The sequence below is a fragment of the Streptomyces sp. NPDC032472 genome (assembly GCF_040636955.1).
In the GTDB taxonomy this organism is placed as follows: domain Bacteria; phylum Actinomycetota; class Actinomycetes; order Streptomycetales; family Streptomycetaceae; genus Streptomyces.
Genome location: NZ_JBEZVK010000046.1, coordinates 42239 through 54639, shown reverse-complemented (window position 1 = coordinate 54639; position 12401 = coordinate 42239). Strand labels below are relative to the sequence as shown.

At 71.5% G+C, this 12401-nt stretch carries 14 protein-coding genes; 8 read left to right on the top strand and 6 right to left on the bottom strand.

The annotated features are described in order from the left end of the window. Positions 1 to 133: 133 nt before the first annotated feature. Positions 134 to 586, bottom strand: a complete 453-nt coding sequence (locus tag AB0F11_RS26950; RefSeq protein ID WP_362178739.1) for a hypothetical protein — start codon at positions 584 to 586, stop codon at positions 134 to 136. A gap of 176 nt (positions 587 to 762) precedes the next feature. On the opposite strand from AB0F11_RS26950, the gene AB0F11_RS26945 reads away from it, so the two are divergent. The 7 genes from AB0F11_RS26945 to AB0F11_RS26915 all read left to right on the top strand — a co-directional run bounded on the left by AB0F11_RS26945 (position 763) and on the right by AB0F11_RS26915 (position 7568). Continuing rightward, complete coding sequence (locus tag AB0F11_RS26945; RefSeq protein ID WP_362178737.1) at positions 763 to 1176, top strand: DoxX family protein; 414 nt, start codon at positions 763 to 765, stop codon at positions 1174 to 1176. A gap of 160 nt (positions 1177 to 1336) precedes the next feature. Next, the gene (locus AB0F11_RS26940) at positions 1337 to 2035 is read left to right on the top strand and encodes a hypothetical protein (protein ID WP_362178734.1); all 699 of its coding nucleotides are present in this window, start codon (positions 1337 to 1339) and stop codon (positions 2033 to 2035) included. 45 nt (positions 2036 to 2080) lie between these two features. After that, positions 2081 to 2857, top strand: a complete 777-nt coding sequence (locus AB0F11_RS26935; protein ID WP_362178732.1) for a hypothetical protein — start codon at positions 2081 to 2083, stop codon at positions 2855 to 2857. Positions 2858 to 4827: 1970 nt separating this feature from the next. Continuing rightward, positions 4828 to 5514, top strand: coding sequence for a ribulose-phosphate 3-epimerase (rpe, locus tag AB0F11_RS26930; RefSeq protein WP_362178729.1), 687 nt, complete (start codon positions 4828 to 4830; stop codon positions 5512 to 5514). Between the two features lie 152 nt (positions 5515 to 5666). Then, positions 5667 to 6680 (top strand): sugar-binding domain-containing protein, encoded by a 1014-nt coding sequence (locus AB0F11_RS26925; RefSeq protein ID WP_361912582.1) that lies wholly within the window; start codon positions 5667 to 5669, stop codon positions 6678 to 6680. An 82-nt stretch (positions 6681 to 6762) separates the two neighbouring features. Continuing rightward, positions 6763 to 7206: a ribonuclease domain-containing protein gene (locus AB0F11_RS26920; protein WP_362178726.1), complete on the top strand. Its 444-nt coding sequence runs from the start codon at positions 6763 to 6765 to the stop codon at positions 7204 to 7206. Beyond that, positions 7203 to 7568 carry a barstar family protein gene (locus AB0F11_RS26915; protein WP_362178723.1) on the top strand — a complete coding sequence of 122 codons (366 nt, stop codon included), beginning with the start codon at positions 7203 to 7205 and terminating at the stop codon, positions 7566 to 7568. Before AB0F11_RS26920 ends, AB0F11_RS26915 begins: the two co-directional genes overlap by 4 nt. 97 nt (positions 7569 to 7665) lie before the next feature. Here AB0F11_RS26915 and AB0F11_RS26910 read toward each other — a convergent pair whose 3' ends face one another. The 5 genes from AB0F11_RS26910 to AB0F11_RS26890 form a co-directional block, all read right to left on the bottom strand. Beyond that, a complete protein-coding gene (locus AB0F11_RS26910) occupies positions 7666 to 8148 on the bottom strand; it encodes a group II truncated hemoglobin (RefSeq protein ID WP_362178720.1) in 483 nt (160 codons plus the stop codon). Further along, the gene (locus tag AB0F11_RS26905) at positions 8145 to 8480 is read right to left on the bottom strand and encodes an antibiotic biosynthesis monooxygenase family protein (RefSeq protein ID WP_356850942.1); all 336 of its coding nucleotides are present in this window, start codon (positions 8478 to 8480) and stop codon (positions 8145 to 8147) included. The genes AB0F11_RS26910 and AB0F11_RS26905 overlap by 4 nt, the downstream gene beginning before the upstream one ends. Positions 8481 to 8565: 85 nt before the next feature. Then, positions 8566 to 9111 carry a hypothetical protein gene (locus tag AB0F11_RS26900; RefSeq protein ID WP_362178717.1) on the bottom strand — a complete coding sequence of 182 codons (546 nt, stop codon included), beginning with the start codon at positions 9109 to 9111 and terminating at the stop codon, positions 8566 to 8568. Positions 9112 to 9181: 70 nt separating this feature from the next. Continuing rightward, the gene (locus AB0F11_RS26895) at positions 9182 to 11020 is read right to left on the bottom strand and encodes an FAD-dependent oxidoreductase (protein ID WP_362178714.1); all 1839 of its coding nucleotides are present in this window, start codon (positions 11018 to 11020) and stop codon (positions 9182 to 9184) included. Then, positions 11017 to 11286: a UBP-type zinc finger domain-containing protein gene (locus AB0F11_RS26890; protein ID WP_362178711.1), complete on the bottom strand. Its 270-nt coding sequence runs from the start codon at positions 11284 to 11286 to the stop codon at positions 11017 to 11019. The genes AB0F11_RS26895 and AB0F11_RS26890 overlap by 4 nt, the downstream gene beginning before the upstream one ends. A 279-nt stretch (positions 11287 to 11565) precedes the next feature. Between AB0F11_RS26890 and AB0F11_RS26885 the strand changes: the two genes are divergently transcribed. Next, entirely contained in the window at positions 11566 to 12390 is an 825-nt protein-coding gene (locus AB0F11_RS26885; RefSeq protein WP_362178708.1) for a type 1 glutamine amidotransferase domain-containing protein, read from the top strand. Positions 12391 to 12401: the final 11 nt, after the last annotated feature.

Below are 12401 nucleotides of genomic sequence, written 5' to 3'. Positions count from 1 at the left end.
ATACCCCCCGTTCGGGCGCCCCCCCCCCCACCCCCCCGCCCCCCGCCCCTCATGCGTGTCAGCGTCACGAGGCCGAGCCGACGGCTCGGCGGTCTCAGCAGGCGGTCTCAATAGGCGGTCTCAGTAGGCCGTCTCAGTAGGCCAGGGACGGGCCCTTCACGAATTCGGCGAACTCGTGGTTCTTCCCGTTGGGCAGGAACTGCAATTCGGCCCGGTACACGTGTCCGGCCGTGGGGTTCGACAGGACGAATTTCAGCTGCTGGGATTTTCCGCACGGCACGAGCGCGCCATCCCAGCGCCATCCGGTGGTGTCGTCGAACGAGACGAGCCGCAGCCGGCAGGCAGGGCCCGCGTCAGCGGCCAGGTCGGCCCGCGCGTCGAACCGGATCGTCGGCCGGCCCTCGTCTCCCGCCACCACGGCGACACACGCCTGCCGCGTCGACGGGCCGGTACAGCCGCCACCGGACGAGGCGACGGCGGGTCCGACCGCCGTGACGACGGTCGCGCCGCCCAGCGCGACGGCCGCAGCCGCCGTCATGGCGAGGGTGCCGAAACGGCGGCGTAAAGCGGATACGGAAAAGGTCATGGAAATCCCCTTTCTTCATTCATTTCGGAAGGACCAGCCGAGCATAGATGGGTGATGAAACTTTCTGTGCATGAATTTCGCCCCGACGCGGACGGGGGAGCGGGCGAAATCGGGCAGGCGCCGGGCGTCCCGCGCGACCGCGTGACGGCTGTCCGACAGCTCCCCCGGAGGCCACCATGGACGTCCTCGTGCTCATCGGGCGCATCCTGTTCGCCCTGCTCTTCGCGGTCTCCGCGGTGGGCCACCCGACCAAGACCATGGCCGGGTACGCGGCTTCCCGCGGCGTGCCGATGGCCACCGCCGCCACTCTCGGCAGCGGCTTCGTGATGCTGGTCGGCGCGATCAGCGTCGGCGTCGGCCTGTGGGCCGACATCGGCGCCCTCGCACTCGGCGCGTTCTGCTTCTCGGCCGCCCTGCTGATGCACGGCTTCTGGGCCGAGAAGGAACCGCAGGCCCGGCAGATGGAGCAGGTGAACTTCTTCAAGGACACCGCTCTGGGCGGCGCCGCCCTCGTCCTCTTCGCGTTCTTCGCCTTCGCCGGGCACGAACTCGGGCTCATGGTCACCGGCCCGCTGCTCCCCATCAGCTGAGCGCCTCCCGTTCGGGTGATGCTGCCGGACTCCCATGGACGCCGGTGGCCGGAAGCCGCTGCTCCGTCGGGGATCTTGACGCGTCTGCCGCGTATCGAAGCGGTGCCGTGATCGTTTCTTCATCCGAAAGCTCACACCTGCTGCGGAACGGGAGGACGAGGTGACCGCTTGGCAGTACCTCGCCGGAGCGGGCCTGGTGGCGGCGCTGTACCCGCTACAAGGCCAGGTGGCCGTCGCCGACGACGGCGGCGGCCACGCCGCCGCCCGGCCCGATGTGTGCGTGCCGTCCGGCAGCCCCCGCCCGACCCCAGCGCCGCCGCAGGCCGCGCCCCCGACGGTGCGGCCCCCGGCACGGGCCACCGAGCCCGGAGCCCAGCGGCCGACCGTGCACCACCCCGGGCAGGCGCCCCACCCCGCGCGGCCGATCCCCGCCCCGGCGAAACCACCGGCCCGGGCGGCTGCGCCCGTGGCGGGGCCGGTGGCGGGGCCGGTGGCGGGGCCCCGGCCGGTTCCGGCGTTGGCGCCGGCGCCGGCTCCAATGCCGGATCCGGTACCGGCATCGGCGCCGGGGCTGGTGCCTGCGGCGAAGGCCGGGGCCGCGGAGCCGGAGCCCCCGGCACCCGCGCCGGATCCCGGGCCACCTGCCGGGCCGCCACCCGCCGACACCCTCGCCCCGCCTCCGGCCGAAGCGGGGGAGCCGGTGCGTGCGACGGCCTTCCACGTGCGCCCGTACCGCTCGAAAGCCCTGGGACGACGGGGGCCTGACGGCCTGCCCACCGTGATGCTCATGGCCGTCGTCACCACCCCGGCCGTGCTCGCCGCGGCCGTCCTGCGACCGCGCTCCAAGAACCGCACCTGAGGCCGGTCCCACCGACCGGCCCCCTCCACCAACGGGAGAACCCTCGTGTCCGAATGGCTGATCCTGGCCATCGCCATGGCGCTCGTCTGCGCCCTCGTCTTCGCCTTCACTGCGCTCCGGCACCGCCGGGTCGCACCCGACGAGGACACCAGCGAAACCCCCGACGTCATCGAGTACATGACGATGATGGTCGGCGTGGTCTACGCCATCGTGCTCGGCCTGGCCATCGCGGGCGTCTGGGAGGCGCGCGGCGCCGCCGAGGACAGCGTGCGGCGCGAGGCCCAGGCCCTGTACGAGGTCACCCAGCGCGCCGACGTCTACCCGGCCGCCGTTCGCGACCGGATCCGCAGCGAGGTCGACGCGTACGTCACCCACACTGTCGCCGTGGACTGGCCGCGGCTGACCGCGGGTGACACCGCCTCGCCCGAGGGTGCGGACCTGCTGGCCAAGCTCCGCACCGACGTCACCCACCAGAGCCCCGCCACGGAACTCCAGGCCCAGGCGTACCAGCCGCTGCTGGACCAGATCGCGGCCGCCGACGACGCCCGCCACTCGCGGGTGCAGAGCGACGAGTCCACGCTGCCGAGCGTGGTCTGGTTCGGACTGCTGACCGGCGGCGTGGTCACCGTCGGCCTGATCTTCACCCTGCAGATCCGCCGCTCGGGCCGTGAGCTGCTGCTGGCCGGACTCTTCAGCGCGCTGATCGTCTTCCTGCTGTTCATGGTGTGGAGCTTCGACGCCCCGTACGGCCGCGGCGGAATCGATTCCGCGGCCCCGTTCGAGGACCTGTTCCCGAAACTGGCCCTGGCGGCGGAGCGGTAGGGGGCCGCGGGCGGGGCGGGGTCGGTCGGGCGCACGGCGGCGGGGCGGGGGCGGGGTTACGGCAGCAGCACGGGCGGACCGCGGCGGTCGGCAAGGCGGCAGCCGCGACGGGCAGCGATCCGGGGGCGGGGGCGGATCTGCTGGGCGGTGCCTCGTAGGGGCGGGGTCACGGTGGGGCGGGGTCGGGGAGTGTCCGGGGGCTTCCCGGCCGCCCATTGTCCTTTCGGTCCGCGCCGGCTCGTCAAGGGCGCTCCCTGCGGTCGCGTCGCTACGCGATGGCCTGCGGCCACCCTTGACAAGCCGACGCGAACCGAAATGCCAAAGAGCTGCCGGGAAGCCCCCGAAGGATGGCCAGGGGGTCAAGTCCAGCCTCCACTCCCGTCAGAGAGGGCAGTCCGGGTCCCGATGTGCAGAATCCGTCCTCCCCGGACCGCCACCCCTCCCCAGCCCCGGGCATACGGGTAGCCGAGCCCCCAAGGCCCGAAAGAGGACCCTCTCCGGACCCGAGGGGCGCCAACCTGCATGAGACTTCGACGAATTGGCTGCCAGGAGCGGGGAGACGCCCCAGATCGCTACGCGCTCCTCTTTTCTCGGCGTCCGACGGCCGTCCGTGGCTGATAGCGCACCAGATCGCTACGTCGTCCCTCACGTCTCAGCGTCCGACGGCCGTCTGGGCTTGTGGGCGCGTCAGTTCGCTACGCGCTGCCGGTCTCTCGGCGTCCGACGGTCGTCTGGAGCTGGCCAAGGGTCGCCGACGGTCACAGGCTTCCCCCTCACTACGTCTGACGACGTCTCAACATCGCCCGCGAGTCGAAGAAGGGCCCTCAGGTAGTCGGATGACGACTTTCGTGACGCCAGACTCCGTCTGACGCCCCTCCGCCTCCCACCCGGCATCAAAATGCGGACAAAACACCCGCTGGCGCGCCTACCAGCCACGGACGGTCGTCAGTCGCCGATAGACCGGCAGTACGTAGCGATCTGGCGCGTCTGCCAGCCCCAGACGGCGGTCGGCCGCCGAGCAATGCGGCAGCAGGTAGTGATCTGGTGCGCTATCGGCCACGGACGGCCGTCAGCCGCCGAGACGTGCGCGACCGTGTAGCGATCTGGTGCGCTATCAGCCCCAGACGGCCGTTGGACGCTGAGAGAAGAGGAGCGCGTAGCGATCTGGGGCGTCTCCCCGCTTCTGGCGGTCATTTCTTCGTCGTTTCGTGCAGGTTGGGGCCCCTTGGCTTCGGAGCGGGCCATGGAAGGGGGTTTTGGGGCTCGGCTGCCCGTATGCCCGGGGCTGGGGAGGGGTGGTGGTGCTGGGGGAAAGGATTCTGCACCTCCCGACCCGGGCTGCTCTCTCTGGCGAGGGCCGTGTGTGGATTGTTCCCCCTGGCCATCCTTCGGGGGCTTCCCGGCAGCTCTTTGGCATTTCGGTTCGTGTCGGCTTGTCAAGGGTGGCCGAAGGCGATCGCGCAGCGACGCGACGCAGGAGCGCCCTTGACGAGCCGGCGCGAACCGAAAGGACAATGGGCGGCCGGGACGCCCCCGGACACCCACCGACCCCGCCCCACCGTGACCCCGGCCATCGGCTCCTGGTCAGCCCCTAAGGCGCGTCCTCGGGTGCTGGCCGCCGCTCTTCCGGCTGCGGTCTTGGTGCCGGGTGGGCGGCCCTCCACCCACTCGCCCCTCCGCTCCGCCTCTCTCCCTCCGCTCCGCCTTCCCTCCCCCCTCCCTCCCCCCTCCGCCCCCCCCGCCAGGGTCCATGCAGAGGCTGACGCCGCGGTCGTCGGTGGCGCCGACCGGCGGCGTGGTCGGTGGCCACCCCGTGGCCGCCCGTCGCCGCGATCCGCGGCGCAGCCGTCGCCGGAGACGATCTCGAAGGGGAGCTTAATTGTTCTTCGGAGATCGTTTAGGAGCGCTACTTCTGGGGCCAGATACGGGGTCGTGGCCAGAAGTGCGCGCAGGCATGGCAGGCTTGGGGCATGGCCGCTCAGATTTCTCCCAGCATCCTGTCCGCCGACTTCGCCCGCCTCGCCGAGGAGGCGAAGGCCGTCGAGGGCGCCGACTGGCTGCATGTCGACGTCATGGACAACCATTTCGTCCCCAACCTCACCCTCGGTATGCCCGTCGTGGAGTCCCTGAGCAGGGCCACCGACACGCCGCTGGATCTGCACCTGATGATCGCGGACCCGGACCGCTGGGCCCCGCAGTACATCGAGGCCGGTGCAGGGTCCGTCACCTTCCACGCCGAGGCCGCCGCCGCGCCGGTGCGGCTCGCGCGGGAGATCCGGGCCAAGGGTGCCCGCGCGGCCATGGCGCTCAAGCCGGCGACGCCGATCGAGCAGTACGAGGACATCCTCCCCGAGCTCGACATGGTGCTGATCATGACGGTCGAGCCGGGCTTCGGCGGCCAGCCCTTTCTCGACATCATGCTCCCCAAGATCCGCCGGACCCGGGAGCTGATCGCCAAGCACGGCCTGGACCTGTGGCTCCAGGTCGACGGCGGGGTCTCCGCCACCACGATCGAGCGATGCGCCGAGGCCGGCGCGGACGTGTTCGTCGCCGGCAGCGCCGTGTACGGGGCGGTCGACCCGGCCGCTGCCGTCCGTACGCTGCGCGAGCAGGCGGACGTGGCGATCGCTGCGGCGCCCTGGGTCTGCGACCACTGAGCGCACCGAGGCAACCACGCCAGACGAGGGTTGGAGGACAGGTCGGTGAACGGCAGCTGTCCAGGCTGATCAACGGCCGTCGGATCTGACAGGATGAACGACGAGTCGAGAGTGTGAACAGCAGTAGCAGTGAGGAGAGCGCGGTGTCGGCAATGTCGGCGGGACGGTCAGCCCTGCGGATGGGACCCGCGGAGCTGGTGCAGGCGGCGGCCATGGCCCGCCGCTTCTACCTGGAGGGCAAGTCCAAGATCCAGATCGCCGAGGAGTTCGGCGTGAGCCGCTTCAAGGTGGCCCGGGTCCTGGAGACCGCCCTCGAGCGCGACCTCGTGCGGATCGAGATCCGGGTGCCGGCCGAGCTGGACGCGGAGCGCTCCGACGCGCTCCGCGCCCGGTACGGGCTGCGGCACGCGGTCGTCGTCGAGTCCCCCGCCGACACGAGCGAGGACGCCCCGGACCCGGAGAACCTCGGCGCGGTCGCGGCCGACCTGCTCGGCGAGCTCGTCAGCGAGGGCGACGTGCTGGGCCTGGCCTGGGGGCGGTCCACCATCCACATGGCCGCCTCGCTGCACCGGCTCCCGCAGTGCACCGTCGTGCAGCTGACCGGCGTGTACGACGCCGGCACCGCCGAGCGCGGCTCGGTGGAGGCCGTGCGCCGCGCCGCGCAGGTCTCGGGCGGTGACGCGCACCCCATCTACGCCCCGATGCTGCTGCCCGATCCGGCCACCGCGGCCGCGCTGCGCAACCAGACCGGGATCGCGCGGGCCTTCGAGTACTTCGACAAGGTGACCGTCGCGGCGGTGTCCATCGGCTCCTGGGAGCCGGGGATCTCCACCGTCCACGACATGCTGACCGACGAGGAGCGGGCCCACTACGCCTCGCTCGGCGTCGCGGCCGAGATGTCCGCGCACCTCTTCGACAAGGACGGCCGCAGGGTCGGGCGGGACCTCGGCGAGCGCTGCATCACCGTCGAGGCGGACCGGCTGCGCCGGATCCCCGAGGTCGTGGCGATCGCGGGCGGGCTGCGCAAGGCGGCGGCGATCGGCGCGGTGCTGCGCTCGGGCCTGGTGACCAGCCTGGTCACGGACACGGCGGTGGCGGACTATCTGCTGACCGAGTCGGAGCCCGGTCTGCGGCCCGCGCTGGACCGCGCCGACCCTGACGAGTGACGGAGTGACCGCCGATCGCATCCGGCCGGGTCCCGCCGCCGTGTGATTCGCTAGCGCATCCGACATTTGGCACGATCTATGCATGATCGTGCGGAACGCGCCCCGGGCCCGGTTGCTGCTGCGCCTGCTCGGGGCGGTGTTCCTCTGCGTCGCGCTCGTCGCCACGGCCGGCGGCTGCGGCGGCTCCGGGGCCCGGTCCGCGGCGCCCTCCCGGTCCGCGCCGGCGTCCGCGCCCGCCTGGGCGAAGGGGATGGCGACCGTACGGGCCGACGCGCTGCCGCCGCAGGCGCGCGAGGTGCTGAGGCTCATCGACCGGGGCGGGCCGTACCCGTACCGGCAGGACGGGACCGTGTTCGGGAACTTCGAGAAGGTGCTGCCGCAGCAGAAGCGCGGCTACTACCACGAGTTCACGGTGCAGACGCCCGGGGAGCGCGACCGCGGGGCCCGGCGGATCGTGACCGGCCAGGGCGGGGAGTTCTACTACACGGACGACCACTACGACACCTTCAAGGCGGTGCTGCGATGACCCTCGATCCGCAGCCCCTCGCCCCGGCCCTGGCCGCCGCCGAGCGGGCCGGCTGGGCGACCGTACGGGTCGACCTCGACGGCGTACGCGACAAGGCCGGGCTGATGCGCCGATGGGAGGCGGCGCTGCGGCTGCCCGACTGGTTCGGGCGGAACTGGGACGCGCTGGCCGATGCGCTGATCGACCTGTCGTGGCTGCCGCCGGCGCCGGGCCGGCTGCTCGCCGTGACCTCGTGGCGGGGCTACGCCGAGGCGCGGCCCGCCGACTGGGAGACGCTCCGGGAGGTGCTCCAGGAGGCCGTGGCGTACTGGCGGGAGGCCGAGGACGGGGCCCTGGAAGTGCTGCTCTCCGACACGCCGTGACGCGCCGTGACGGGGGCGGGGCCGTTCGCCCCGCCCCCGTCACGGGGCCGTTCGTGGTGCGCCTGTTCGTTCGTGCGCCGTGCCGCCGTTCGGCAGGTCAGCCTTTCGGGATCCACGGAGGGGTCTGGCCCCAGGACCAGATCGGGATCTTGGCCGCGTCGACCGGGGGCGGGTTGGGCCCCGAGTAGATGAGGGCCATCCGGGTGCCCCACTCGATGTAGTACGCGAAGACGGCGCGGAATTCGGGGTCGGTGGGCAGGCCGACCTCGTCGGCCGTGTCCATGAGCAGGTCCACCCAGCGGCGGCGCTGCTCCTCGGTGATGCCGCGGCCCAGGTGCTTGGTGGCCATGTGCTGGTGGCCGCCGTGGTGGGCGGTGTAGTCGGACGGGCCGCCGAAGACCTCCGACAGCCAGACCGCCACGTGCCGGGGGTGCTCCTTGTCCATGCCCGCGAAGACGGGGGCCAGGATCTCGTCCTGCAGGGCGTGGTCGTAGAAGGCGACGGTGAGGCGGTGCATCGCCTCGGCTCCGCCCATCCACTCGTAGATGGTCGGAGTGGTTCCGGGTGTGGTGCTGCTCATGACTGGGGTGCGGCCTTTCCGGGGCCGGCCACGTCGGTGACGCGGTAGTGCTGCATCTCCTCGATGGCCTTGACGTAGGGGCGGATCGCGCTGAAGAAGGCCGGGAAGTGCTCACCCTTGCGGAAGCCGTTCAGGTGGGCGTCGACCGAGGTCCAGCGGATGCGGAGGACGTAGTGCTCGCGGTCGTTCTCCTCCTCGCAGCGGGCCAGCTCGTAGTCGATGCACTCGGGCGAGGCGGCCAGGGCCTCCGCGGCCTGCCGGTACGAGTCCTCGAAGGCCTGCTGGTCGTCCAAGGCGATCCGGTAGCGGATGTATTCGACGGTGGTGGTCATGCTGCGTGCCTCTCCCTGAGTCCTGAGTCGGGCGTCGGTCGCGGCCAAGCCTGGCGCGATCATGCCCCGACGCGGGGCCCTTTCGTCATTCCGACGCAGACTTCTGGGAGTCCGTCTCCCCGGTGTCCGTCTTCGGGGAGTCCGTCTCCCGGGAGTCCGTACGGTCGGGGCCCTCCTCCCGCACCTTGCGGACCCTGGCCAGGGAGTCGCGCAGCTCGGTCAGCCACTCGTCCGTGTTGCGGCCGACCAGGCGTACGCACCAGGCGAGGGCGTCGGCCCGGCTGCGGGCCACACCGCCCTCGACCAGGGTGTCGAGGACCTGGCGTTCCGGCTGGCGCAGGCGCGTCATCACCGGTACCGCCAGGTGGGTGAACAGGATGCGGTCGTCCCCGGACTGGACGGCCCAGGCGACCTTGCGGCGGTAGAGCTCCTCCGCCTGCCGGGCCACCTCGATGCGCTGTTCGCGGGTGCGTTCGCGGAACGCCTTGACCGACTCGTTGGCCGGGAGGGTGCCGACGACCGTGATCTCCTCGCGGTCGACGGCCACCTCGACCAGGGACTCGTAGACGTCCACCGGAAGGCGGTCCGCGAACCAGGTGCGCAGCTGCTCGCTCTGCTCGGATGTAATCATGTAATCAACGTTGCATCCGTTCGCGGCTTGATCGCAAGGGATCCGCGTTCGCTCTGGGCTGCGTTCGCTCTCAGCCCATCGAGCGGTACCGGTGGATCAGCGAGACCGCCATCGCCCCCTCTCCCACGCCCGACGCGACCCGCTTGACCGAGTGGGCGCGGACGTCGCCGGCCGCGAAGACGCCCGGGACGCTGGTCTCCAGGGGGTAGGGGGCCCGCTCCAGGCTCCATTCCGCGGGCAGTTCGCCGCCGTTGGCGATCAGGTCGGAGCCGGTCAGGACGAAGCCGTACTCGTCGCGCTCGACCACGCCCGACAGCCAGTCCGTGTGCGGGCGGGCGCCGATGAAGGTGAACATGAAACGGGCCGGGACCTCGATGTTCTCGCCGGTGTCGGCGTCGTGGAGGGTGAGCCGTTCCAGGTGCTCGCCGCCGTCGAGGGCGACCACGGTCGTGCGGACCTTCACCTCGATGTTCGGGGTGCGCTCGATCTCGTCGATCAGGTAGCGGGACATGCTGGCGTCCAGCGACTCCGCTCGGACCAGCACCGTGACCTTGGCCGCGTACTTGGCGAAGTGCACCGCCGCCTGCCCGGCCGAGTTCGCGCCGCCCACGATGTAGACGTGCTGCGAGATGCAGGCCGAGCTCTCCGTGGTGGCCGCGCCGTAGTACAGGCCGGCCCCCTCGAAGCGCTCGGCGCCCGGCGCCTGGAGGCGGTTGTACGAGACCCCCGTGGCCAGCAGCACCGTCTCGGCGCTGATCTCCGTGCCGTCCGCCAGCGTCAGGATCTTCGCCGGGTCGTCGCGGGTCAGCGAGACGACCTCCACCGGGTGCAGGATCTCGGCGCCGAACCGGGAGGCCTGGATGGTGGCGCGGCGGGTCAGGTCCCCGCCGGAGAGGCCGGAGGGGAAGCCGAGGTAGTTCTCGATCAGGCTGGAGGTGCCGGCCTGCCCGCCGGGGGCGCGCGAGTCCAGCATCAGCGTGGACAGGCCCTCGGAGGCCGCGTACACCCCGGCCGCCAGGCCCGCCGGACCGGCTCCGACGATCACGCACTCGTAGTGCGGGCGTGAGGCGGTGGTGGCCAGGCCCAGGCGCTGGGCGAGCTCGGTGTCGGTGGGGGCGGAGAGCACCGCCCCGTCCGGGAAGCGGACGAGGGGCAGCGCGGCGTCGGGCTGGGCCGCGATCAGGGTGAGGGCCTCAGGGTCCCGTTCGACGTTGAGGAAGCGGAACGGCTGGCCGTTGCGGGTGAAGAAGTCGCGGACGGCGTGGGTGCCGGGGGAGACGAGGTGGCCGGCGACGATGATGCCGTCGTAGGCGGGCCGGTAGGTGGCCAGCCAGTCGGACAGCAGGTCGTCCAGGACCGGGAAGAGCCGCTCGTGCGGCGGGTCCCACGGCTTGAGCAGGTAGTAGTCCAGCCGGACCCGGTTGATGGCCGTGATCGCCGCGTCGGTCTCCGCGTACGCGGTGAGCAGCACGCGGCGGGCGTCGGGGAAGCGGCTGACGGCCTCCAGCAGGAACTCGACGCCGGTGACGTCGGGCATCCGCTGGTCCACGAGGAAGAGGGCCGGGTCGTGGCCGCGCTCGTCGAGGGAGTCCAGGATCTTCAGGGCGTCGGCGGCCGAGGAGGCGCCGAGCACCCGGTAGCGGTCGCCGTAGGCGCTGCGCAGGTCCCGGCGGACGGCCCGCAGCACCTGAGGGTCGTCGTCCACGGCCAGGATGACGGGCTTGCGGCTCTCCGCGCGCTCGGCGGTGGCCGCGCCGGTGGTGGCGGCCGTGGTGGCGGCGGTGGTGACGGCCGTGGCGGCAGGGGCGCCCGCGCCCGCAGCTGTGGCGGTCGCGGCGCTGGCTGTCGGGGCGGTCGCGGCGGTGGCCGTCGCGGCGCCGGCGGAGGTGCTCTCGGGGGCCGCGCTCATGCCGCTTCCAGCATCAGCTTGTCGGCGTAGCACCAGGCCCACGTCTCGCCGGGCTCGTGCGAGGCCGCGATCGGGTGGTCGGTGGTGCGGAAGTGCCGGGTGGCGTGGCGGTTCTTGGAGGAGTCGCAGCATCCGACGTGGCCGCAGGACAGGCACATCCGCAGGTGCACCCAGCTGTCGCCGAGGGCGAGGCACTCCTCGCAGCCCTCGGTGCCCGGCTCCACCGGGCGTATCTGATCGAGATGTGTGCACAACAGGTCCGTCATCGTCCCCGTCCCTCTCCTCGTCTGCGCGCGACGTACTCCGCCCGCCCGTGATTCACGGCGCGTCCAGACCATAGGCGGGAGGTGCGCGAATGGTTCAGCGATTCGGCCGATGTCAGGAAGTCCCGGGGCTACTTCATGACGTCCGCGGGCGACTAGGTGAGGTGGCCCGAGAAGGAGCCGTTCTACCTCACGAAGTCGCACACGGGCGCTTTGACGCTCGAGCCGCGCACAAGCAGTGTGGTGGACGCAAACGACAACAGGCGGCGCCTGGAGGAATCCGTGAGCAGAAAGATTCTGGTCATTGTCTCCGAACACGGTTACTGGGCCGAGGAACTGATAGGGCCGGTGTCGAAGTTCGACGAGCGCGGCTACGAGGTCGTATTCGCCACGCCGACCGGAAAGCGCGCGCACGCACTTCCGCCGAGCCTCGACGCGAACTTCATCGACCCTCCGCTGGGCCGCTCGGTCACCACCGAGGAGAACGCCCGACTGGGCCGCGAGTTCGAGCAGTCGAGCCGGCTGGACTCGCCGCTCGACATCGAGGCCTGGGTGCCCGAGCGCCCGTACACGAGCGACGAGGGCTACCTGCGCAAGCTGGAGCAGTACCACCGCGATCTGGAGAAGCTCGGGTCGGACATCGCCGACTACGACGCGATCCTCATCGTCGGCGGCAGCGGCCCGATCGTCGACCTCGCCAACAACGAGCGGGTGCACGCCCTGATCCTGGCCTTCAAGAACGCCGGCAAGGTCGTGGCGGCCGAGTGCTACGGCGTCGCCTGCCTGGCCTTCGCCCGAGACTGGGGCGACCGCCGCAGCATCATCTGGGGCAAGCACGTGACCGGGCACTGCAAGGAGTACGACTACAAGGACGGCACCGGGTTCCTCGGCACCGACTTCAACATGGGCCCGCCGCCGTACCCGCTGGAGTACATCCTGCGCGATGCGACCGGCCCGCGCGGGGCGTACCACGGCAATTTCGGGCACCCGCTTTCGGTGATCGTCGACTACCCGTTCGTGACGGGCCGGTCCACCCCGGATTCGTATCTCACGGGGCAGAAGATCGTGGAAGTCCTGGAGGAAGGCCTCACCCGCTACGGGTGGTGAACCGGGAAACT

Bases quoted from the DNA above. Each gene is read 5' to 3' on its own strand.
- AB0F11_RS26950 (WP_362178739.1), bottom strand. From the start codon at position 586: ATGACCTTTTCCGTATCCGCTTTACGCCGCCGTTTCGGCACCCTCGCC.
- AB0F11_RS26945 (WP_362178737.1), top strand. From the start codon at position 763: ATGGACGTCCTCGTGCTCATCGGGCGCATCCTGTTCGCCCTGCTCTTC.
- rpe (WP_362178729.1), top strand. From the start codon at position 4,828: ATGGCCGCTCAGATTTCTCCCAGCATCCTGTCCGCCGACTTCGCCCGC.
- AB0F11_RS26925 (WP_361912582.1), top strand. From the start codon at position 5,667: ATGTCGGCGGGACGGTCAGCCCTGCGGATGGGACCCGCGGAGCTGGTG.
- AB0F11_RS26920 (WP_362178726.1), top strand. From the start codon at position 6,763: ATGATCGTGCGGAACGCGCCCCGGGCCCGGTTGCTGCTGCGCCTGCTC.
- AB0F11_RS26915 (WP_362178723.1), top strand. From the start codon at position 7,203: ATGACCCTCGATCCGCAGCCCCTCGCCCCGGCCCTGGCCGCCGCCGAG.
- AB0F11_RS26910 (WP_362178720.1), bottom strand. From the start codon at position 8,148: ATGAGCAGCACCACACCCGGAACCACTCCGACCATCTACGAGTGGATG.
- AB0F11_RS26905 (WP_356850942.1), bottom strand. From the start codon at position 8,480: ATGACCACCACCGTCGAATACATCCGCTACCGGATCGCCTTGGACGAC.
- AB0F11_RS26900 (WP_362178717.1), bottom strand. From the start codon at position 9,111: ATGATTACATCCGAGCAGAGCGAGCAGCTGCGCACCTGGTTCGCGGAC.
- AB0F11_RS26895 (WP_362178714.1), bottom strand. From the start codon at position 11,020: ATGAGCGCGGCCCCCGAGAGCACCTCCGCCGGCGCCGCGACGGCCACC.
- AB0F11_RS26890 (WP_362178711.1), bottom strand. From the start codon at position 11,286: ATGACGGACCTGTTGTGCACACATCTCGATCAGATACGCCCGGTGGAG.